Here is a 21,675-nt window from a genome sequence, read left to right as displayed (position 1 = left end):
CGCCCCGACCGACGCCTGAGACGCGACCCGGCCCCGTGCGCGGCCCGGGTAAACTGGCCCCGGAATCCCCACCCACCGAGATCCGTGCGACCTCGTCGCCGCCCTCGCGGCGCGCCCCGAGCCTCGTGCGGACCTGTCCGAGCCGAGCCGGCCGGACCAACTTCCCGAGGAGCTCCTGTGGGACGCGTAGTCGTCGAGGTCATGCCCAAGCCCGAGATCCTGGACCCGCAGGGCAAGGCCGTCGTCGGGGCGCTCCCGCGCCTGGGCTTCACCCAGTTCACCGGCGTGCGCCAGGGCAAGCGGTTCGAGCTCGAGGTCGAGGGCGACGTCACCCCCGAGGTGCTCGCCGCGGCCCGCGAGGCCGGCGAGAAGGTTCTGTCGAACCCGGTCATCGAGGACGTCGTCCTCGTCGCCGAGCTGACGGCCGAGCTGGGCGGGGAGAGCGCCTGATGAGCGCCCCCGCAGCGACCGGCCTGGCCACGGCCCGGATCGGTGTCATCACGTTCCCCGGCACGCTCGACGACCGCGACGCGGCGCGGGCGGTGCGCCTGGCCGGCGGTGAGCCCGTGTCCCTGTGGCACGCGGACGCGGACCTGCACGGGGTCGACGCGGTCGTGCTCCCGGGCGGCTTCTCGTACGGCGACTACCTGCGCGCCGGGGCGATCAGTCGCTTCGCGCCCGTCATGGACTCGCTCGTCGACGCGGCCAAGGGTGGCCTGCCCGTCCTGGGCATCTGCAACGGCTTCCAGATCCTCACCGAGGCGCACCTGCTGCCCGGCTCGATGATCAAGAACGACCACCTCGCGTTCATCTGCCGCGAGCAGACCATGGTCGTCGAGAACGCCGACACCGCCTGGACGCGCGACTACACCGCGGGCCAGCGCATCACGGTGCCGCTCAAGAACCAGGACGGCCAGTTCGTCGCCGACGAGCGCACGCTCGACGAGCTCGAGGCCGAGGGGCGTGTCGTCTTCCGCTACGAGGGCTGGAACCCCAACGGTTCGCGCCGCAACATCGCGGGCATCTCGAACGCGGCGGGCAACGTCGTGGGCCTCATGCCGCACCCCGAGCACGCGGTCGAGGCCGGGTTCGGCCCCGCGAACGAGTCCGGCCCGCGCGCGGGCACGGACGGGCTGGGCTTCTTCACCTCGGTGCTGAGCACGCTCGTCCAGGCCTGAGAACCCCGTCGCCCCGCGCGACATTTTCGCACTGCCCGACGGCGGCGCTCACCTCCCGAGGTGAGCGCCGCCGTCGCGCATCGCGGGTACGTCCGTCCGCGATATCACCCGCTGCCTGGCCGCCCGACCCGTTACCCTGGTCCGGTGCTCACCCTCTTGTCCGGTTCCTCCGTGTTCGGCGCCCATGTGATCGACTGCGTCGCGTGGGTGACCGGGATGCTCGGCGCGGCGCCGGGCCGGGTGGGGGCGATCGGCTCGCGCATCGAGGCCGTGGTCGCGGACTGGGGCTGGTTCGGCCCGACGGGCGAGATGACCGAGCGCATCGCGTACACCCCGCTGAGGGTTGCCCTCGCACTCTTCCTCGTCACCGCGGTGGCCGCGGTCGCGGCGCTCGTGTCGAGCCTCCTGACCCGCCGGAGCCGGTGAGACGACGGGGTCAGAGCCCCGCGACCAGGTTGACGACGGCGCCGATGATCACGGTCCCGAACATGTAGGACAGCAGGGCGTGCCCCAGTGCGGTCCGGCGGATCGCGCCCGACGTCACGTTGGTGTCGGAGATCGCGAAGCTCATGCCGACCGTGAACGCCACGTACATGAAGTCGAGGTATCGGGGCGGCTCGGCCTGGTTGAAGTCGATGCCACCGTCGACGCCCGTGTAGTACTGCCGCGCGTAGGCCAGCCCGAACAGGGTGTGGACGGCCGCCCACGAGATCGCGACGCTCCCCACGGCGAACACCGCGGTGAGCGCCTGCGCGCTCTTGTCGGCGGGAGACGCGAGCAGCAGGAGCCCGACCCCGACGAGGCTCACGACCGCCGCCGCCAGGATGAACAGGTGCGCCACCCGCCGTGACGGTTCCTCGCGCGTGGCATGGCTCGCGGTCACCCGGGCGTCCATGGGCGCGATGACGGCCCAGGTCCACACGACGAACAGCAGGGCGGCGACGCTCCACCCCGCGAGGACCGCGAACCGCAGGTAGCCCTGCGAACCGAGCCAGGTCCCGACCGCCACCCCGACCAGGACCCCGGCCGCCAGGCGCCACCCGGGGCCGGGCCCGAGCCGGTCGCGGGGGACGGGGTCGGAGGGCAGGTCGGGTCCGGAGGGCGTCACGCGGTCAGTCAACCACCGGCCGCGCGGCCCGGCGCGTCGGCCGGACTCGTCCCGGGGTGTCTGCGGCTACGCCCCTTCGGCGAGGTACCGGAGCTGTGCCCGGACGCTCTGCCGTGCTGCGGAGAGCAGACCGGGGACGACGTCGCCGTAGACCGAGGCGGTCACGTCGTCGACGAGCGCCTCCGTGACCGGGTCGCCCGCTCGGTCCCCGAGCGCCGTGCGCACCTGGGCGAGCCTGCCTGCCCTGTGCTCGCGGTACGTCCGCACGACGGCGGACAGGTCACCCAGGTGCGGGCCGTGGGCAGGCAGGACCGTCGTGGCACCGATCGACTCGAGCGCGTCGAGGCTCGTGAGGTAGTCGCGGAGCGATCCGTCGGGCTCGGCGATGACCGTGGTGCCGCGACCAAGGACCGTGTCGCCCGTGAGCACGCTGCCGTGCGGTCCGTCGTCGGGGAGGTGGAAGCTCGTCGAGTCGCCCGTGTGCCCGGGAGTCGCGAGGACCTCGATCCGCAGCCCGGCCGCGTGGATCGTCTCGCCGCCTCGCAACGGGGTCGCCTCGCGGGAACGGGCCGGGTGGCAGTGCGCCGGGTCCGCGGCGCGGACCGGCGCGCCCGTGAGCTCGGCGAAGCGTGCCGCTCCTGCGGTGTGGTCGGCGTGACGGTGCGTGATCAGCACGACCTCGACGCGCGGGCCGTCGGCCAGGGCGGTGAGGTGAGCGACGTCGTCGGGCCCCGGGTCGACGACCACGCGCGTGCGGGCCCCCGGTGCGGCCAGGACGTACGACCTGGTCCCGTCGAGCGTCATGGGACCGGGGTTGGGTGCGAGCAGCACCGAGGCCAGGCCCGTGACCCGCACGGGCACGCCCGACGACGCCGCGTGGGCGGGCCGTCGGGTGCGGTCGTCGCCGGGTGGGGTCACGGGACGGCCGTCAGTCCTGGAGCGCGGCCGCGAGGAGCTCGATCGTCTGCGTGCGGCCGGGGGTCGCGTCGAGGGACTCGTCCGCGCGCGAGCCTGCGACGGGCACGATCATGACCTCGTCGACGCCGTGCCGGGTGGCGAGCTCGCGCACGCGGCGGGCCGCGGCCTGCGGCTCGTCGACGATCCAGCGGTCGAGCATCTCGTCGGCCATCTGGGACGTGAGCCCGTCGAGCGGCGTGGACGCGGCGTCCTCGACGCTCTCCTGTGCGCCCAGCGGCTTGCCCGAGCGCAGGCGGGCCATCATGCGGGCCTGCGGCAGAGCGCGGGCGCGGGCTTCGTCGAGCGTCGGGGCGACCGACACGTTGACCGTCAGGAACGTCTCCGGCGTCGGGTGCTCGGCCGACGGGCGGTAGCCGTCGCGGTAGAGGGCGAGGATCTCGTCGATGCCGGCGCCCGAGAAGTGGTTGGCGAACACGTACGGCAGGCCGAGCTCGGCCGCCAGGCGCGCGGAGTAGTCGCTCGACCCGAGCAGCCACACGGTCGGCACCGACTCGGCGGCCGGGGTCGCGTGGACGTCGTAGACCTGACCGGTCGTGAGGCGGACCGAAGCGCCCTCGGCACTCATGAGCGAGCGGATGTCCTGGACGTGCTGGGGAAAGCGGTCGACGTCGGACGTCGGGCCGCTGCTGCGCAGCAGGGCGGTGACGACCGGGTCGCTGCCGGGCGCGCGCCCGATGCCCAGGTCGACGCGCCCCGGGGCCATGGCCTCCAGGACCGCGAACTGCTCGGCGACGACGAGCGGCGCGTGGTTGGGCAGCATCACGCCGCCCGACCCGACGCGGATCCGCTCGCTCACCGCGGCGGCCGCCGAGATCATGACGGGCGGTGCCGACGCCGCGACCGCGGGCATGTTGTGGTGCTCGGCGAACCAGTAGCGCGTGAAGCCGAGACGGTCGGCGAGGCGCACGAGGTCCAGGGAGGCGGCGATGGCCTGGGCGGAGGACTGTCCCGAGCGGACGGGGACGAGGTCGAGGACGGAGAGGCGCGGCGAGGTAGTCATCGCCAGGTGCAACCCCGGGATACGGCTGGGGTATTCCTGCGCAGCCGCTGGGTGCGGAGCGGGTGTCGTCGATCACTCGCTCCGGCGACACGTACTCCGCACCCAGCGCGCGGCCGAGGGCCTAGCGTGCGGCGAGCGCCTGCTCGACGTCCTCGATCAGGTCGAGCGGGTCCTCGAGGCCGATCGACAGGCGCACGGTCGTCTCCGCGATCCCGACGGCGGCACGCCCCTCCGGACCCAGCTTGCGGTGCGTCGTGGTCGCCGGGTGCGTGATGAGCGACTTGGCGTCACCCAGGTTGTTGGAGATGTCCACGACCCGCAGGGCGTCGAGGAACTGGAACGTGCGCTTCTTGAGGAGCTCGGGGTCGGTGTGCGGGTCGTCGGCGCCGGGCACGTCGAGGTTGAACGTGACGACCGTCCCGCCGCCGCTCTGCTGGGCCTTGGCGAGCTCGACCTGGGGGTGCGAGGCGAGGAACGGGTAGCGCACGGCCGTGATGCCGGGCAGCTCCTCGAGCGCGGTCGCGACGTGGAGGGCCGAGGCGTTCTGCGCCTTGACGCGCACCGACAGGGTCTCGAGCCCCTTGACGAGGACCCACGCGTTGAACGCACTGAGCGAGGGGCCGGTGTTGCGGATGAAGGTCTGGACGGGGCCCTTGACGTACTCCTCGGAGCCCAGGATCGCGCCGCCCAGCACGCGGCCCTGCCCGTCGATGTGCTTGGTCGCCGAGTACACGACGACGTCGGCGCCGAGCTCGAGCGGCTTCTGCAGCACGGGGGTCGCGAACACGTTGTCGAGCACGACGACGGCACCCGCGGCGTGCGCGAGGTCGCTCACGTGGCGCACGTCGATCACGTCCTGCATGGGGTTGGACGGGGTCTCGAAGAAGACGACGTCCGCGGGGGTCGACAGCGCCTCCTCCCACTGGGAGAGGACGTGTCCGTCGACGTAGTCGGTGCGCACGCCCCACTTGGCGAAGATCTCGTCGAAGATCACGAGCGACGAGCCGAACAGCGCGCGGGCCGCGACGATGCGCGACCCGGCCCCGACCAGCGCCGCGAGGGACGTGAAGACCGCAGACATGCCCGACGCCGTGGCGTAGCAGGCCTCGGCCCCCTCGATGAGGCGCAGCCGCTCCTCGAACGTGTGCACGGTCGGGTTGCCGTAGCGCGAGTAGATGAAGCGGTCGACCTCGCCCGTGAACGCGGCCTCGGCCTCGGCGGCGCTCCCGTACACGTAGCCCTGCGTGAGGAAGAGCGCTTCGCTCGTCTCCTCGAAGTTGGTGCGGGCGTGGCCGCCGCGCACGGCGAGCGTGTCGGGGCGGACCGAGCGGGGGAGCGGGCCTCGCCCCGAGCCGCCCGGGATGCCGGCGGGGATGCGGAGCACGCCGTCCCCGGTCGCGGCGCTCACGACTGCGTCCAGGGCAGGCCCGCGGCGCGCCAGCCGTCGGAGCCACGGTGACCGGCGTCGTCGAGCGCTCCCTCGAAGCCCTCGAGGACGTTGTACGCGGGACCCAGCCCCGCGGCGGTCGCGGCCTTGGCCGCGCCGATCGAGCGGGCTCCCGAGCGGCACAGGAAGACGACCGGACGCTCAGGGCTCAACCCGGCCGCGGTGAGCTCCGCGACGAACGCCGCGTTGGGGCGGCCCGTGACGTCGACCCACTGGGTCAGGACGGGCTCACGGCCCGTCGAGGCAAGATCGGGGATCCCGACGAAGCGCCACTCGGCGTCGGTGCGGACGTCCACGAGGACGGCGCTCGGGTCGCTCTGGAGAAGGGCCCACGCCTGCTGGGGCGTGATGTCGCCGGCGTAGCCGTCGGCGGGCCGGGCATCGGGGACCGGGGCAGCGGTCGCGCGGTCGGGGGCACTCATGGTGATCCTCCATCGGTCGTGGCGGTAGCACCCTCGCCCGTCACCGGGGGGTTGCTGCGGCGTCATCGTGCCAAGTCACTCAGCCGCTCTGGATGGTTGCGTCGGATCGTACGCCACCGTGACCACGGAAAAGAACAGGTGTCTCGCAGGGTGGTCGGGCTAGGTTCCTGCCCATGAGCCACCTCCCCGAACCGGACCGCGCGCCCGACCAGGCCGAGGAGCTCCTGGCCGGAGGGAACTCGACGACCGTGGTGCGGCGCGGTGAAACCGTCCGGCGGACCGCAGGGCCCTGGACGCCCACGGTCCAGGCGCTCCTGCGGCACCTGCTAGCACAGGGCGTCACCGAGGTGCCCGAGCCGCTGGGGACCGACGACCAGGGCCGCGAGGTGCTGTCCTTCCTCACCGGTGACGTCGCGCACTACCCGCTGCCCGAGTGGGTCTGGGACGAGTCGGTGCTCCGTGACGCGGGCGCGCTGCTGCGGCGCGTGCACGACGCGAGCGTCGGGTTCCTCGCCGCGGGCGGTGCGCCCGCGCCATCCGTCTGGCAGACCGCACCGCACGAGCCCGCCGAGGTCGTGTGCCACAACGACGTCGCCCCGTACAACCTGGTCTTCCGCGACGGGGTCGTGGTCGGGCTCATCGACTTCGACACCGCGAGCCCCGGCCCCCGGATCTGGGACCTGACCTACCTGGGCTACCGGCTCGCGCCCCTCGTGGCGGATGCCGCGGAGGGGGAGGGGGGCGACGCCGTCGGGCGCTTGGACCCGTTGGCGCGGCTCGACACCCTGGTCTGCGCGTACGGGATGCCGTACTCGCGTCGCGAGGTCCTGACCGTCGTGGTCGCTCGCCTCGACGAGCTCGCGGCGTTCACGGACGAGCGTGCGGCCGCGACCGGACGCGACGACTTCCGGGCGCACGCGACCATGTACCGGGCCGACGCGCGACGTGTCCAGGCACTCGCGGACGCGTCGCCCCGCTGAGCCGGCCCGCCCGCCTGACAGACCGCACTGACCACCATCCGAGACGCGGTGCCCACCGGTTGACACGCTCTGCGGGCCTCGACCATCCTGGACACCAGGTCATGAGTGCCAGCGCAAAACCCCGGTTTGCTGGCCGGCAACCCTCCTCCGCGGTGGGGTGCCCCGGGTGACGACCAGGTCCCTCTCTATCTGGAGGGGGGCAAGCGCGGAGGGGCCGGCACGGCGAACTCCGACGACCACCGGAGGACGTGCCATGAGCGCACACGCAGTCATCGAAGCACCCACCTCGTGTGCCGTGCTGCCCGTCGTGGGCAGCGACACCCTGGTCCCCCTCGTCGACGGGCGGAGCGTCCCGTACGCGAACCTCGACGTCGCGGCCTCGGCCCCGGCGCTCCAGGTCGTGGCCGACCGGGTGAACGAGGTCCTGCCGCTGTACGCGAGCGTGCACCGCGGCGCGGGCTACCTCTCCCAGGTGTCGACGGCCCTCTACGAGGCCGCCCGCCAGACCATCGGCGCGTTCGTCGGCGCGCGCGAGGACGACGTCACGATCGTCACGCGCAACACCACGGACTCCCTCAACCTCCTCGCGGGCTGCGTCCCGGTCCAGGCGGACGGCTCGCCGGGGCGCGTGCTCGTCCTCGACGTCGAGCACCACGCGAACCTCCTGCCCTGGCAGCGCACGGGCGGGGCCACGGTCCTCGTCGGTGGAGCGACGGTCGCCGAGACCCTGTCGGGCCTGCGCGCCGAGCTCGCCCGCTTCCCGTACGCGCTCGTCGCGGTCACGGGGGCGGCGAACGGCACGGGCGAGTCGCGGCCGCTCGCCGCGGGCGGGGCCGCGGCGCACGACGCCGGCGCGCGCGTCCTGCTCGACGGCGCCCAGCTCGTCCCGCACCGGGGCGTCTCGCTCGCCGCGAGCGACGTGGACTACGTCGCGTTCTCGGGGCACAAGACGTACGCGCCGTTCGGTGCGGGCGCTCTCGTCGGGCGCCGCGACTGGCTCGACTCCGGCACGCCCTACCTCGCCGGTGGCGGGGCGGTGCGCAACGTGACGCTCGACGGCACCACGTGGCAGAGCGCCCCGGCACGGCACGAGGCCGGGTCGCCCAACGTGATCGGCGCGGTCGCGCTCGCCTCGGCGTGCGACGCGCTCGCGGCCCTCGAGCCCGGCGAGCTCGTCGCGCACGAGACCGAGCTGCGGGCCCGACTCGTCGAGGGGCTGGAGGCGATCGACGGCGTGCGCGTCGTGCGGGCCTGGGCCGACGCCGTCGACCCGGTGGGGGTCGTGACGTTCTCGGTCGACGGCTCGGACGCGGGGCTGGTCGCGGCCTACCTGTCGGCCGAGCACGGCATCGGCGTGCGCGACGGCCGCTTCTGCGCGCACCCGCTCCTGGCCCGGCTGGGCTTCCCGGCCGGGGCGATCCGGGCGTCGATCGGGGTGGGCACCACGGGCGAGGAGATCGACCGTCTCGTCACCGCGCTGCGCACCTGGGTGAGCGAGGGGGCCAAGGCCCGGTACGAGGTCGTGGACGGCTGCTGGGTCGTGAGCGACGACCCGCGTCCGCTCCTGCAGGTCGCGGGGCTCTCGGGCCTGTTCGCGACGGCCGCCGCAGGCAACATCACGGCCGCCGTGGGCTGCGGACCAGCCCCCGCGTGAGTACCCTCTGACCTGCGAAGACGTTGCCTGGAGCGCAACGTTCACCGGGGCGTCACCTCGTCGTTCACGAACGACCGCTCCGTGGTCTTGGCGGCGACGCCTGCGTGTGTTCTGATATGCGCTGTGCAGCACGATGTCCACCTAGAAGGCCACGGGTTCCGCCTCGAACCCCTGGCTGTCGCGCACGCCGGTGCGCTGGCCCAGATCGTCGATCCGTCGATGTGGGCAGGCATGAGTACGACCCTCCCCGAGGGGGAGGTCGGGATGGTGAACTTCATCGAGGACACCCGCGCCACCCGCGCGCTGACGGCCTTCGCCGTCGTCGACGCGGGCTCGGGTCTCGTGGTGGGGAGCACCGCTTTCCGTGACCTGTCGCTCGACGACAGGCGCGTGGAGATCGGGCGGACCTTCTACGCCCGTTCCACGTGGGGGAGCCTCGTCAACCCGGTCTCGAAATGGTTGCTGCTCCGACATGCGTTCGAGTCGTGGGACGTGCACCGCGTGGGGTTCCGGGTGGACGCGCGCAACGCGCGCTCGCTCGCCGCGATGCGTCGCCTCGGCGCCTACGAGGAGGGCGTCATGCGGGGTCATCGCACGGCGCCCGACGGGACCCGTGCCGACTCGGTGTGCTTCTCGATCCTGGCGCACGAGTGGGCGGGCGTCGAGCTCGGCCTGCTCGACCGCATCGCGAGCCCGCGCATCGTGCCCGTGCTCGGCCCGGTCGGGCTGACCGATGCCGGGGAGCCCGATGCCGGGGCGCTCGGTGCCGCGGTGCCTGTGGGGCCGCCGGTCCTCACCGTGGTGCCGCCCGTCGGCGAGGTCCCGCTCGGAGGGGGCTTCGACGTCGTGGTCGCGGCCGGCCCGGGCGACCTCGCCGCGGTCCCCGACCTGCCCCCGGTCATCGCGCTCTGACCTTCGCCGCGTCCACCCTGTCCACAGCACCGCCCCGGGGCCCACAAGCGGGTCCCGGGGCGGTCCTCGTCGGGGCGTCAGTCCTTCTTGAAGGCGTCCTTGACGTCGTCGCCGGCCTGCTTGACGTTGGCCTTCGCCTGGTCAGCGTGGCCCTCGGCCTCGAGGCGCTCGTTGCCGGTCGCCTTGCCGGCGCCTTCCTTGACCTTGCCCTTGGCCTCTTCGGCACCGTGCTTGATCTTGTCTCCCAGTCCCATGGGGTTCCTCCCTCGGTGGTGGTGGCTGCTTCCCGACGACCGTAGGCAGGGGTCGCGGGGACTCGCATCTCGGGTGACGGGCGGTCCACGAGACCTTCACAACTGGTCGGGCAGGATGACCGGATGGAGAACGACGTCGTCCTGGAAGGGTTCGGGCTGCGGCTCGAGCCGCTCGCCGCGCAGCACGCGCCCGCGCTCGGCGCGTTCGTCGACGACGCCCTGTGGGCGGGGATGTCATCGCCTACGCCGCGCGGTACGTCAGCGATGTCCGCCTACGTGCGCGAGGCGGTGGCGGCGCCGGGGCGCCTGGCGTGGGCCGTCGTCGGGCCGGTGGCTCGGGGGTCCGCGCCCGACGGCGCCACGTGCGTCCGCGGCAGCACCTCGCTCTACGAGTGGTCGCCCGCCCAGCGGCGCGTCGAGCTCGGATCGACCTTCTACGACCGCCCCTGGTGGGGCGGCGTGACCAACCCGGCGTGCAAGTACCTGCTGCTGCGGCACGCGTTCGAGGTGCTCGACGTCGAGCGCGTCGCGCTGCGGGCCGACGCGCGCAACGCGCGGTCCATCGCGGCGATCCGGCGCCTCGGGGCCGTACCCGAGGGGGTGCTGCGCAGCCACCGCGTCGCGCCCGACGGGTCGCGCGGCGACACCGCCTACTTCTCGATCCTCGCGGACGAGTGGCCGGGGGTCCGCGACGGGCTGCTGGAGCGGCTGCATCGCCTGGGCACCGCGCAGCGGGCGAGGTGACGGGCCGACCTGAGGCGCCCCTGTGGCCTCTTCGCCCGAACCTCCTTAGGTTGGAAGGATGCCTCCGCGGACCTGCGACGGGCTGACCGAGCGCTGGAGGGCTGTTGACGACCGAGGACGCGCGACCGGCAGGACCCGCGGTCGACCCCGACGACAGAGCCTTCTTCGGGCACCCCCGAGGCCTCTCGACCCTGTTCGGCCTCGAGGTCTGGGAGCGGTTCTCCTTCCTCGGGATGCAGGCGATCCTCGTCCTGTTCTTCACCGCGTCGGTCGCGGACGACGGGCTCGGCATGGCCGCCGGGCCCGCGGCCTCGATCGCGGCCGGGTACGGGACCATGGTCTACCTGGTCTCGGTCGGCGGCGGGTGGATCGCGGACCGGGTCCTGGGCTCGTACCGCGCGGTCCTGTGGGGCGGCATCCTCATCGCGTGCGGGCACTACACCATGGCGATTCCCGCCGAGCTCTCGACGTGGCTCGGCCTGGTCCTCATCAGCCTGGGCACGGGCCTGCTCAAGCCCAACGTGTCGACGCTCGTGGGCAAGCTCTACTCGACCACCGACGAGCGCCGGGACGCCGGGTTCGCGCTCTACTACATGGGCATCAACGTCGGCGCGTTCTTCGGCCCCCTCGTCACGGGATGGCTCGGCGCCGACGTCGGCTGGCACTGGGGCTTCTCGGCCGCCGCGATCGGCATGACCGCCGGAGTGGTCCAGTACGTCGTGGGCCGCAAGCACGTCCCCGGGCACGGGCGCGGCCCCGAGGCGCCCCTGCCGCCGGCCGTGATGCGCCGGACCCTGTGGATCCTGGGAGGGGTCGCGGCCGGGGTGGTGGTCCTCGCCGTCGGGCTCGCGCTCGTGGGGCGACTCAGCATCGCGGGCGTCGTCGACGCGCTGACCGTGGTCGCGATGGCCGCGCCGATCGTCTACTTCACCGTCATGTTCCGCAGCCCGCGCGTGACTGGCGAGGAGCGCGGCAGGCTGCGCCCGTTCCTCGTGCTGTGGTTCGCGTCGGTCGCGTTCAACTTCGTGCTGTTCCAGGCGTACAGCGTCCTGATCCTGCTGGCCGACCAGCACGTCGAGCGCACGATCTTCGGGTGGGAGGCCCCCGCGGCCTGGTTCAGCTCGTTCCTCGGCGGCGTCGAGGTGCTCGTCGCGCCCGTGGTCGCGGCGCTGTGGACCTGGCTCGGACCGCGGCAGCCGCACGCCTCCAAGAAGATCGCGATCGGCGCACTCCTCGGTGGGCTGTCCTACCTGGTCCTCGTGCCCGCCGTGACGGGGCAGAGCGGCGACTGGAAGATCGCCGTGTGGTGGCTCCTGGCCTCGCTCCTGCTGCTGGGCCTCGGTGACGTGCTGCTGCAGACGACGGGCCTGTCCGCGACGACCAAGCTCGCGCCCGCGGCGTTCTCGAGCCAGTCGATGGCCGTGTGGTTCCTGTCGATCGCGCTCGCCAACGGCATCCAGGCGCAGACCGTCAGGTTCTACGGCGAGATCCCCGACGGCCTCTACTTCACGCTCAACGGGGCCGTGGCCGTGCTCGTCGCGGTCGTCGTCCTGATCCTCTCGCCCTGGATGAAGCGGACCATGCACCCCGTCCACTGACCCAGCACCACCCGCACCACCCGATCGACCCAGCACCGGAGGAACGACCATGCGGTACGTGACCGAGCTCCCGTTCGAGACCACGGTCGAGGACCACTGGATACCCCTCGCCGACGGCACGCGCCTCGCCGCGCGCGTGTGGCGACCGGTCGACCCCGCGCCCGTCCCCGCGATCCTGGAGTACCTGCCCTACCGGCTGTCCGACTGGACCGCCCCGCGTGACGCGCAGCGTCACCCCTACTACGCGGGCCACGGCTACGCGTCGGTGCGCGTCGACATCCGCGGCAGCGGGAACTCGGACGGGCACCAGGACGACGAGTACTCCCCGACCGAGCTCGCGGACGGCGTCGCGGTCGTCGAGTGGCTCGCGTCGCAGGAGTGGTGCAGCGGCAAGGTCGGGATGTTCGGCATCTCGTGGGGAGGGTTCAACGCCCTGCAGGTCGCGGCCCTCGCACCCGAGGCGCTGCGCGCGATCGTCACGGTGTGCTCGACCGACGACCGCTACGACAACGACGTCCACTACACGGGCGGCTCGGTGCTTGCGGTCGACATGCACGCGTGGGCCGCGACCATGCTCGCGTTCTGCTCCCGGCCCCCGGACCCGGCCGTCGTGGGCGACCGGTGGAAGGAGCAGTGGCTCGACCGCCTCGAGCACACCGAGCCGTTCGTCCACACCTGGCTCGACCACCAGGTGCGCGACGACTACTGGCGCCACGGCAGCGTCGTCGAGGACTACTCGGCGATCAAGGCCGCGGTGCTCGCGGTCGGCGGGTGGAACGACCCCTACCGCGACACGGTCCTGCGGCTCGTCGCCGCAGGGGACCAGGCGGCCGACGGCGACCGCGCCCTGGGCGGTCCGGTCCGGGGCATCGTCGGTCCCTGGTCGCACCAGTACCCCGACCGCGGCCTGCCCCCGGGCCCCTCGATCGGCTTCCTCCAGGAGACCCTGCGCTGGTGGGACCAGTTCCTCAAGGACGAGGACACGGGCGCCCTCGACGAACCGGCGCTGCGCGCATGGGTCACCGAGTCCGTGCCGCCCGCCACGGTCTACGACGAGCTGCCCGGCCGCTGGGTCGGGGAGGAGCGGTGGCCGTCGCCGCACGTGCGTCCCACGGCCCTCCCGCTCGCGGGAGCGCCGGGCGGAACGGACGACACCGACGACGCCCTCGGCCGGGTGCTGCGCACGACCGCCCCGCTCGTCACGCACCTTCCCGCCCACCCGGGCCCAGCGGGCGGCGAGCCGGGGGCCCCGGCGGACGTGCCGCCGTCGTGCCTCGTGGCCTCTCCCCAGCACACCGGGATCGACGCGGGGCGCTTCTTCCCGTTCGGCAACGACGCGGACCTGCCGCCCGACCAGCGCGAGGAGGACGGGCGGTCCGTGTGCTTCGACTCGGCCCCGCTCTCCCAGCGGCTCGAGATCCTGGGCCGGGCACGGGTCCGACTGCGGCTGTCGTGCGCGGGCGACAAGGGGCAGGTCGTGGCACGGTTGTGCGACGTGGGCCCCGACGGCTCCTCGACGCTCGTGACCCGCGGCGTGCTCAACCTGTCGGCCCGCGAGGGGCGCGACCGCGTCGTCCCCTGGGAACCCGGTACGACGCGCGACGTGACGTTCGAGCTCAGCGGCGTCGGGTACGCCCTCGCCCCCGGGCACCGGCTCCGGCTCGCGGTCTCGTCGGCGTACTGGCCGTGGGTGTGGCCGCAGCCGGGCGGTGCGGCGCTCGCGGTCGCGCCCGCGGGCAGCTCGCTCGAGCTCCCGCTGCACGACGGCGCGGCTCCCGGCGGGCACCCGGTCGTCACCTTCGAGGAGCCCGAGCAGGCGCCCCCGCTCGGGGTCGTCTACCCGGAGGACGCCGACCAGCGACCCGAGCGGCGCGTCGTGCGCGACGTCGCGGCCGACGAGTGGCTCCTCGAGGTCGACCCGCGGTACGGCGGGACGCGCATCTACCCCGACGGGCTCGAGTTCACCGAGGACGCGCTCGAGCGGTACTGGATCGGGCGCGACCCGCTGAGCGCGCGCACCCGCTCCGACTGGAAGGTGCGGCTGCGCCGACCCGGTGCCACGCCGGCCGACCTCGCGTGGGACGCGAGCATCGTGACGCGCTCGGAGATCACGTGCGACGCCGAGTACTTCCACACCGACGACGAGGTCGTGGCACGTGACGGCGACGACGTGGTGTTCGAACGTCGGTGGCGGCGCAGCATCCGGCGCACCGCGGGGTGAGCTCCGCCGAGAAGTGAGCAGACGCCCCTGATCTGACCCGACCAGGGGCGTCTTCTCACTTCTCGGCGAGCGGCAGGAGCAGCGTTCAGCGCGGCGTGACCGTCCCGCCGAGGTGCCGCTTGCCGCTCTTCCCGTTCCACCCCACGTACGTGAAACCGCCCGGGTGAGCGGCGTCGTCGGGCGTGCGGGTGATCGCGACCTGGACCGTGCCCGGGAGCAGGACCGGCTTCTCGAACTCGACCGTCCAGTCGTAGGCGTCGCCGCGCGCGGCGCCGACCTCGGCCAGCGCGCGGGCCGCCGTGTACATGCCGTGCGCGATGGTCCGCGGGAAGCCGAACGCCTTGGCGCCCAAGGTCGAGGTGTGGATGGGGTTGCGGTCGCCGGAGATCGCGCCGTAGGCGCGCCCCGTCCCGCTGCCGAGCGCCCAGCGTGCGGTCGGGAACGGTGGCACGAAGTCCTCGCGGGGCACCTCGTCGGTCTGCTCAGGGAGCGGCTCCTCGCCCGACGGCAGCCGGAAGCCCTTGGCCAGGTACGTCGAGACACCGCGGTACACGAGCTCGCCGCCCGTGCTCACCTCGGTCACGAGGTCCACCTGGACCCCGCGCCGGTGCGCGCGCAGGTTCTCGGCGGACGCGCGTACCTCGAGCACGTCGCCGACCCGCACGGGCCGGTGCACCGAGACCGCGTTGGACACGTGCACCAGCCCCAGCAGCGGCAGCGGGAAGTCGCCGCGGACCATGAGCGCGGTCGCGAGCGGGAACGCGAGCACGTGCAGGTAGCCGGCGGGCAGGGTGTCGTCGACGCGCTCGCCGACCAGCCGCTGGTACGCGGTCAGGTGCTCGGTCACGTCCGCGGTCGGGACGTCGGCGACGCGGTAGACGACGTCCGGCAGGACGACGTCGCGCGGCCCGGGCAGGACGCGCCCCACGGGGGAGCGCGTCACGGCGATCCGGCCCGACGACGCCACGCCCTTCGCGTACAGGCCGCCGAGCCCCGGCAGCGTGGGCAGCGTGACGAGACGCGGGTTGCGGCGCTCGGGGGCCTCCTGCGCGGCGGCCGTCACGCGCCCACCAGGCTCTGGCCGCACACGCGCAGCACCTGGCCGTTGACGCCCGCCGCGGCGGGGGACGCGAGGAACGCGATGGCCTCGGCCACGTCGATGGGCTGACCGCCCTGCTGGAGCGAGGACACGCGGCGCGCCATCTCGCGCTGGACGAGCGGGATGGAGGCCGTCATGTCGGTCTCGATGAACCCGGGCGCGACCGCGTTGGCCGAGCCGCCGAGCGGGGCCAGGAGGCGCGCGGTCGCCCGCGTGTGCCCGATGACCCCGGCCTTGGAGGCACCGTAGTTCGTCTGGCCCCGGTTGCCCGCGATGCCGCTCGTCGAGGCGAGCGAGACGATGTGCGGGGCCTCCGAGAAGCCGTTCGCGCCCAGCAGGTACTCGTTGATCCGCAGCTGCGAGAGCAGGTTGACCGCGATCACGGCGTCCCACTTGTCGGGGGACATGTTGGCGAGCAGCTTGTCGCGCAGGATCCCGGCGTTGTGGACCAGGATGTGCAGGCCGCCGTGGCGGGTCCGGGCGTGCTCGAGGATGCGGGCTCCCGCGTCCTCGGCCGTCACGTCGAGCTGCAGGGCCGTGCCCTTGATCTCGTTGGCGACCTTCGCGAGGGACTCGCCCGCAGCGGGGACGTCGACCACGACGACCGTCGCGCCGTCGCGTGCGAGCGTGCGGGCGATGGCCGCGCCGATCCCGCGGGCCGCGCCCGTCACGACCGCGACGCGCCCCGCGAGGGGACGGTCCCAGTCGGTCGTGGCCTCGGCCGCGGCCGGGCCCACGTGCAGGAGCTGCCCGTCGACGAACGCCGAGCTGCCCGACAGGAAGAACCGCAGCGTGGCCAGGGCCGACGTCGAGTCCGGTGCGGCATCGGCCGTGAGCTGGATGCCGTTGGCCGTGGCGCCCGCGCGCAGCTCCTTGGCGAGCGAGCGCAGGAACCCGTCGACGCCCTGGCGGGTCGCGGCGAGCAGGGGCGTGTCGTCGTCGGCCGGTGCACGCGAGACGGTCACGACGCGCCCGCCCGGCGCGAGGCGGCGCAGGTTCGCGCCGAGCTCGAGCACGGGGGCCGAGAAGTCTGCGGGGCTGGTGGCGCCCGTCAGGACGACCACGATCGCCCCCCAGCGGGTCTCCCCGTCGCCGGCGTTCTGCCGGACGTCGAGGTCCCACCCGAGCAGGGCTTGCGCGACGGCGTTCGTGTCCTTGGCCGAGCCGGGCTCGCCGATCACGAGCACCGGGCCGGGCACGAGCGGGTCGCCCGGGCGGTAGCGGCGCAGGACCGCGGGCCGGGGCAGACCGAGCTTCTTGGCGAGGGTCTTGGTGAAGCCGGAGTTCACGGCGGACAGGTACTTGTCGGTCATGGTGGGCTCCCTCAGCTCTCGGTGCTCTGTGCGGGCGTGACGGCCGGGCTCGCGGTGCTCTCGAGGATCGCGGCGAGGCCCAGGCCACCGGCCGCGCAGATCGAGATGAGCGCGCGGGCCGGGCGGCCCGTCTCGCGCGCCTTGTCGGCCACGAGCTTCGCGGCGGTCGCGACGATGCGCCCGCCGGTCGCGGCGAACGGGTGCCCCGCGGCCAGCGACGACCCGTGGACGTTCAGACGAGAGCGGTCGATCGACCCGAACGCGCCGTCGAGGCCGAGCTCGGTGCGGCAGTAGTCGTCGTCCTCCCACGCGGCCAGGGTCGTCAGGACGGTCGAGGCGAAGGCCTCGTGGATCTCGTAGAAGTCGAAGTCCTCGAGTGCCAGGCCGTTGCGGGCGAGCAGGCGGGGGACCGCGTGCGCCGGGGCCATGAGCAGGCCCTCGTGGCCGTGCACGAAGTCGACCGCGGCGGACTCGGCGTCGACCACCCGGGCGAGGACGGCCAGGTCGTGCTCGGCGGCCCACTCCCGCGACCCGAGCAGGACCACGGAGGCGCCGTCGGTCAGGGGCGTCGAGTTGCCGGCGGTCATCGTGGGCCCTGTCGGCAGAGCGGGTCCTCCTGCCTCGCTCGCCGCCGCCCCGTGCGTGGGTGCGCTCGGCGTGAGGTGCTTGCCGAAGACCGGCTTGAGCGACGCGAGCTTCTCGGCGGACGAGTCGGCGCGCATGTTCTGGTCCTGCGTCAGACCGCGGAACGGGGTCACGAGGTCGTCGAAGAACCCCGCCTTCCAAGCGGCGGCGAGGTTCAGGTGGCTGTTCAGGGCGACCTCGTCCTGCGCCTCGCGGCTGATGCCCCAGGCCGCGGTCGTGATCGCCTGGTGCTCGCCCATCGACAGCCCCGTGCGGGGTTCTCCCGTGCTGGGCGTCGACGGCGCCAGGTCGCCCGGGCGCACCGCTGCGAAGGCCTTGAGGCGAGCGCCCAGGGTCTTGGCGTGGCTGGCCTTGAGCAGCGCCTTGCGCAGTCCTTCGCTCACGGCGACGGGCGCGTCGGACACGGTGTCGGAGCCGCCCGCGACGCCCGACTCGATCTGCCCGAGCCGGATCTTGTTGGACACGGTCACGACGGCCTCGAGGCCCGTGGCGCACGCCTGCTGGAGGTCGAACGCGGGGGTCTGCGGGGAGAGCGACGAGCCGAGGACGGACTCACGGATCAGGTTGAAGTCGCGCGAGTGCTTGAGCACGGCACCGCCGACGACCTCGCCCAGGCGCTCGCCCTGGAGGCCGTAGCGTGCCACGAGCCCTTCGAGGGCGGCCGTGAACATGTCCTGGTTGCTGGCTCCCGTGTACTTGCCGCCCGCACGGGCGAACGGGATGCGGTTGCCGCCCAGGACGTAGGCGTCGCGAAGGGCGGGAGTGCGCCCGGGCTGCTCGACGGGCAGCGCGTCCGGCCGCTCGTCGGTTCCGGGGGTGGTGGTCTGGGGTGTCTTCGGGGTGGCCACTTCGCCTGCTCTCTCTCGCGTCGTTGCTGAGGGTGGGGACCGCGGGCGCGATCCACGCGGTGTCCAAGACCCACAGTACCTGATACTCTCGGTACCGTGAGGTGGGTCACACCCCTCGCTCCCTGCGCCCCGGCGGTCCCCGCCTCGAGGGGGCGCCGCCCGGCCGGCCACTCGCGGACCGCCGGACGGACGACCAGGGACGACACCGACGTCGGGCACCACTGGAGGACTGCGTGATCAACGGCGACACGAACGGACGAGCCGGGAGACCCCGCACTGCCGTGCTCTCTCGCGACCCCGGACGCACCGCACCCCCCGCCCCCGTGACCGACGGCCGCTCGACCCGCTGGGACGACCACCGCGCCATCCGTCGCGCCGAGCTCGTGCACGCGGCCCGCAAGGCCGTCCACAAGGGCGGACCCGGGGTCTCCATGGACGAGATCGCGGCGGCCTCGGGCACGTCCAAGTCGATCATCTACCGCTACTTCGAGGACAAGACGGGGCTGCAGATCGCGATCGGCGCCTCGGTCGTCGGACAGATGCACGACGCCCTGACCCAGGCCGCGGAGTCCGCCGAGACCCCGCGCCGTGCGCTGCGCGCCATGGTCGGCGTCTACCTCGAGATGATCGCGAGCTCGCCCAACGTCTACTACTTCGTGACCCGCACGGGCGCGATCGCGGGCACCGACGGCACGGCGCGCACCGCCTCCGCGCCCCTCGCGGCGTTCCTCGACTCCGTGACCCAGCTCGTCGCCCAGCCCTTCACGCGCGCGACCGACGTGAGCCCCGCCGACGCCGCCGCGTGGGCCGCGGGCGCCGTCGGCTTCGTGCGCGGCGCCGGCGAGTGGTGGCTCGGGAACCACGACGGGCCCGACGCCCCCGACCGTGACGAGCTCACCGAGCGCGTCGCCGCCTGGCTGTGGGGCGGACCCGTCGGGGTCATGGCCCGCGGGCGGGGCGCAGCGCCCGCCGCGGAGGACACCGCCCCCTCGACCGACGACCTCTGAACCTCTCTCATGGCTACCACCGGCACACAGGAGTCCCGATGACCACCACCTCAGACCGCACCACCGCCCGCGACACCCGCGGCGACGGCGCAGCCGCCTCCACGTCGATCCCCGCCGCGGGCGTCACACCCTCGATGCCTGCGGGCGAGGTCCGCATCGACGTGGCCGACCTCTCCCACCAGCTCCTGGGCCGTTGGGCGGACCTGCGGGCCAAGGCTCGCGCGACCGCCGGCGAGGAGCGTTTCCACCGCATCGAGGGACTCTCGCTCACCGAGCACCGCGAGCGCGTCATGGACCAGGTCAAGGCGCTCGTCGAGATCGGGCAGGTGCACCGCGGGTTCCCCACGCGGCTCGGCGGGCAGGACGACGCGGGCGGCAACCTCGCCGGGTTCGAGGAGCTCGTCGCCGCCGACCCCTCGCTCCAGATCAAGGCGGGCGTCCAGTGGGGTCTGTTCGCGTCGGCGATCCTGCACCTCGGCACGCCCGAGCAGCAGGACCGCCTGCTGCCGGGTGCGATGGACGCCTCCGTCCCCGGCGCGTTCGCCATGACCGAGACGGGCCACGGCTCGGACGTCGCCTCGATCGCGACGACCGCGACGTACGACGTCGCGACGCAGGAGTTCGTCGTCCACACCCCGTTCCGCGGGGCGTGGAAGGACTACCTCGGCAACGCGGCCGTCAACGGGACCGCGGCGGTCATCTTCGCGCAGCTCGTGACGAACGGCGTCAACCACGGCGTCCACGCGTTCTACGCGCCCATCCGCGAGACCACAGCTGACGGAGGGGCCGGTGCGTTCTTGCCCGGCGTCGGCGGGGAGGACGACGGGCTCAAGGGCGGGCTCAACGGCATCGACAACGGGCGCCTGCACTTCACGCACGTCCGCGTCCCGCGCGAGAACCTCCTGGCCCGCTACGGCCAGGTCGCCGAGGACGGCACGTACACCTCGCCGATCGACAGCCCCGGGCGCCGCTTCTTCACGATGCTCGGGTCTCTCGTCCAGGGCCGCGTCTCGCTCGACGGTGCCGCGATCACCGCGTCGAAGCTGGGCCTCGCGACCGCGGTGACCTACGGCAACCAGCGCCGCCAGTTCAACGGCGCGTCGGCCGTCGACGAGGTCGTCCTCCTCGACTACGGCACCCACCAGCGCCGTCTCCTCCCGCGCATCGCGCAGACGTACGCGATGCACTTCGCGCACGACCGTCTGCTCGACCTGTTCGACACCGTGTTCTCGGGGGAGAACGACACCCCCGAGTCGCGCGAGGACCTCGAGACCATGGCGGCCTCGCTCAAGCCGATGAGCACGTGGTTCGCGCTCGACACGCTGCAGGAGGCACGCGAGGCCTGCGGCGGCGCCGGGTTCCTCACCGAGAACCGGCTCACGAGCCTGCGAGCCGACCTGGACGTCTACGTCACGTTCGAGGGTGACAACACGGTCCTGCTCCAGCTCGTCGCCAAGCGGCTCCTGGCCGACTACGGCAAGGAGTTCAAGGACATCACGCCCGGGCAGATGGCCCGGTTCGTCGTCGAGCAGGCCGCCGACGCCGCGCTGCACCGCACGCCGCTCAAGCGCGCCGCGCAGACCCTCGCGGACGTGGGCGACCCGCGCCGCGCCGTCGGGCACCTCAAGGACGTCGGCAACCAGCGCGACCTGCTGACCGACCGGGTCGAGACCATGGTCGCCGACGTCGCCGCGGCCCTGCGCCCGGCCCAGAAGGCCACGCCCGAGAAGGCCGCCGAGCTCTTCAACGAGCACCAGCACGAGCTCATCGAGATGGCGAAGGCGCACGCCGACCTGCTGCACTGGGAGGCGTTCACGCAGGCCCTCGACACGATCGAGGACGCGGGCACGCGCCAGGTCCTCACGTGGGTGCGCGACCTGTTCGGGCTCACGACCATCGAGCGCAACCTCGCGTGGTACCTCATCAACGGGCGCCTGTCGGCGCAGCGCGCGCGCACCGTCAGCGGGTACGTGGACCGCCTCGTCGCCCGACTGCGGCCGCACGCGCAGGACCTCGTCGACGCCTGGGGCTACGGCCCCGAGCACCTGCGCGCCAAGATCGCGTCGGGGGCCGAGCAGGTCCGTCAGGACGAGGCCCGCGAGTACTACCGGCAGCTGCGTGCGAGCGGCGACGAGCCCGTGAGCGAGAAGTCGATCAAGGCCCGCGAGAAGGCCGCGGCGAAGGCGGCGGCACGAGGCGGGTCGAAGGTCGCGAGGCGCTGACGCCGTTTCGGCGCCGAGCACGGGGTTGAGGTCGTCATCCGGCCC

At 73.4% G+C, this 21,675-nt stretch carries 20 protein-coding genes and 2 riboswitches; of the genes, 11 read left to right on the top strand and 9 right to left on the bottom strand.

The features are described 5' to 3' along the window. Nucleotides 1-177: 177 nt before the first annotated feature. The 3 genes from purS (at nt 178) to H9652_RS06590 (ending at nt 1,604) form a co-directional block, all read left to right on the top strand. Nucleotides 178-450, top strand: coding sequence for a phosphoribosylformylglycinamidine synthase subunit PurS (purS, locus tag H9652_RS06600; RefSeq protein ID WP_030151045.1), 273 nt, complete (start codon nt 178-180; stop codon nt 448-450). Continuing rightward, nucleotides 450-1,178 (top strand): phosphoribosylformylglycinamidine synthase subunit PurQ, encoded by a 729-nt coding sequence (gene purQ, locus H9652_RS06595; protein WP_030151044.1) that lies wholly within the window; start codon nt 450-452, stop codon nt 1,176-1,178. The genes purS and purQ overlap by 1 nt, the downstream gene beginning before the upstream one ends. A gap of 144 nt (nt 1,179-1,322) precedes the next feature. Then, on the top strand, nt 1,323-1,604 hold the full coding sequence (locus H9652_RS06590; RefSeq protein WP_030151039.1) for a hypothetical protein: 282 nt from the start codon (nt 1,323-1,325) through the stop codon (nt 1,602-1,604). Nucleotides 1,605-1,614: 10 nt separating this feature from the next. Here H9652_RS06590 and H9652_RS06585 read toward each other — a convergent pair whose 3' ends face one another. The 5 genes from H9652_RS06585 to H9652_RS06565 all read right to left on the bottom strand — a co-directional run bounded on the left by H9652_RS06585 (nt 1,615) and on the right by H9652_RS06565 (nt 6,133). Next, nucleotides 1,615-2,286 (bottom strand): DUF1345 domain-containing protein, encoded by a 672-nt coding sequence (locus tag H9652_RS06585; RefSeq protein ID WP_191795538.1) that lies wholly within the window; start codon nt 2,284-2,286, stop codon nt 1,615-1,617. Between the two features lie 66 nt (nt 2,287-2,352). Continuing rightward, nucleotides 2,353-3,147, bottom strand: coding sequence for an MBL fold metallo-hydrolase (locus tag H9652_RS06580; protein ID WP_318244017.1), 795 nt, complete (start codon nt 3,145-3,147; stop codon nt 2,353-2,355). 67 nt (nt 3,148-3,214) lie between these two features. Further along, nucleotides 3,215-4,264: an LLM class flavin-dependent oxidoreductase gene (locus H9652_RS06575; RefSeq protein ID WP_191795537.1), complete on the bottom strand. Its 1,050-nt coding sequence runs from the start codon at nt 4,262-4,264 to the stop codon at nt 3,215-3,217. A 121-nt stretch (nt 4,265-4,385) separates the two neighbouring features. After that, entirely contained in the window at nt 4,386-5,648 is a 1,263-nt protein-coding gene (locus H9652_RS06570; RefSeq protein WP_191795589.1) for an O-succinylhomoserine sulfhydrylase, read from the bottom strand. 20 nt (nt 5,649-5,668) lie between these two features. Beyond that, the gene (locus tag H9652_RS06565) at nt 5,669-6,133 is read right to left on the bottom strand and encodes a rhodanese-like domain-containing protein (protein WP_191795536.1); all 465 of its coding nucleotides are present in this window, start codon (nt 6,131-6,133) and stop codon (nt 5,669-5,671) included. Nucleotides 6,134-6,139: 6 nt separating this feature from the next. Beyond that, nucleotides 6,140-6,232, bottom strand: a riboswitch (SAM riboswitch). 74 nt (nt 6,233-6,306) lie between these two features. Between H9652_RS06565 and H9652_RS06560 the strand changes: the two genes are divergently transcribed. The 3 genes from H9652_RS06560 (at nt 6,307) to H9652_RS06550 (ending at nt 9,679) form a co-directional block, all read left to right on the top strand. Continuing rightward, complete coding sequence (locus tag H9652_RS06560; protein WP_191795535.1) at nt 6,307-7,113, top strand: phosphotransferase enzyme family protein; 807 nt, start codon at nt 6,307-6,309, stop codon at nt 7,111-7,113. A gap of 97 nt (nt 7,114-7,210) precedes the next feature. Continuing rightward, a riboswitch (SAM riboswitch) is annotated at nt 7,211-7,325 on the top strand. Between the two features lie 41 nt (nt 7,326-7,366). Beyond that, nucleotides 7,367-8,767: an aminotransferase class V-fold PLP-dependent enzyme gene (locus tag H9652_RS06555; protein WP_191795534.1), complete on the top strand. Its 1,401-nt coding sequence runs from the start codon at nt 7,367-7,369 to the stop codon at nt 8,765-8,767. Between the two features lie 81 nt (nt 8,768-8,848). Beyond that, entirely contained in the window at nt 8,849-9,679 is an 831-nt protein-coding gene (locus H9652_RS06550) for a GNAT family N-acetyltransferase (protein ID WP_318244011.1), read from the top strand. 77 nt (nt 9,680-9,756) lie between these two features. On the opposite strand, the gene H9652_RS06545 is transcribed toward H9652_RS06550, so the two are convergent. Next, nucleotides 9,757-9,933 carry a CsbD family protein gene (locus H9652_RS06545; RefSeq protein WP_138826384.1) on the bottom strand — a complete coding sequence of 59 codons (177 nt, stop codon included), beginning with the start codon at nt 9,931-9,933 and terminating at the stop codon, nt 9,757-9,759. Between the two features lie 123 nt (nt 9,934-10,056). On the opposite strand from H9652_RS06545, the gene H9652_RS06540 reads away from it, so the two are divergent. From H9652_RS06540 to H9652_RS06530, 3 genes are all read left to right on the top strand, one after another. Further along, nucleotides 10,057-10,677: a GNAT family N-acetyltransferase gene (locus H9652_RS06540; protein WP_191795532.1), complete on the top strand. Its 621-nt coding sequence runs from the start codon at nt 10,057-10,059 to the stop codon at nt 10,675-10,677. Nucleotides 10,678-10,781: 104 nt separating this feature from the next. Continuing rightward, nucleotides 10,782-12,275, top strand: coding sequence for a peptide MFS transporter (locus tag H9652_RS06535; RefSeq protein ID WP_225227836.1), 1,494 nt, complete (start codon nt 10,782-10,784; stop codon nt 12,273-12,275). A 49-nt stretch (nt 12,276-12,324) separates the two neighbouring features. Beyond that, on the top strand, nt 12,325-14,496 hold the full coding sequence (locus H9652_RS06530) for a CocE/NonD family hydrolase (protein ID WP_191795531.1): 2,172 nt from the start codon (nt 12,325-12,327) through the stop codon (nt 14,494-14,496). Between the two features lie 85 nt (nt 14,497-14,581). Here the strand turns inward: H9652_RS06530 and H9652_RS06525 are convergent, their stop codons facing one another. From H9652_RS06525 to H9652_RS06515, 3 genes are read right to left on the bottom strand one after another with little or no spacing between them, the layout of a single operon-like run. After that, the gene (locus H9652_RS06525; protein ID WP_191795530.1) at nt 14,582-15,559 is read right to left on the bottom strand and encodes a MaoC/PaaZ C-terminal domain-containing protein; all 978 of its coding nucleotides are present in this window, start codon (nt 15,557-15,559) and stop codon (nt 14,582-14,584) included. Continuing rightward, nucleotides 15,556-16,908, bottom strand: coding sequence for a 3-oxoacyl-ACP reductase (locus H9652_RS06520; RefSeq protein ID WP_191795529.1), 1,353 nt, complete (start codon nt 16,906-16,908; stop codon nt 15,556-15,558). Before H9652_RS06520 ends, H9652_RS06525 begins: the two co-directional genes overlap by 4 nt. Nucleotides 16,909-16,919: 11 nt before the next feature. Continuing rightward, the gene (locus tag H9652_RS06515; RefSeq protein WP_191795528.1) at nt 16,920-18,401 is read right to left on the bottom strand and encodes an acetyl-CoA C-acetyltransferase; all 1,482 of its coding nucleotides are present in this window, start codon (nt 18,399-18,401) and stop codon (nt 16,920-16,922) included. A 323-nt stretch (nt 18,402-18,724) separates the two neighbouring features. Here H9652_RS06515 and H9652_RS06510 point away from each other — a divergent pair, with 323 nt between their 5' ends. Together H9652_RS06510 and H9652_RS06505 are read left to right on the top strand one after the other, a co-directional pair. After that, nucleotides 18,725-19,408, top strand: a complete 684-nt coding sequence (locus tag H9652_RS06510; RefSeq protein WP_318244010.1) for a TetR/AcrR family transcriptional regulator — start codon at nt 18,725-18,727, stop codon at nt 19,406-19,408. Between the two features lie 38 nt (nt 19,409-19,446). Next, a complete protein-coding gene (locus tag H9652_RS06505; RefSeq protein ID WP_191795526.1) occupies nt 19,447-21,630 on the top strand; it encodes an acyl-CoA dehydrogenase family protein in 2,184 nt (727 codons plus the stop codon). The last annotated feature ends 45 nt before the right edge of the window (nt 21,631-21,675 follow it).

It is taken from the genome of Oerskovia rustica, from assembly GCF_014836555.1.
Classification (GTDB): Bacteria; Actinomycetota; Actinomycetes; order Actinomycetales; family Cellulomonadaceae; genus Oerskovia; species Oerskovia rustica.
Note: the sequence above shows the minus strand (reverse complement) of the source record. Positions and strands in the feature narration are given on the sequence as shown.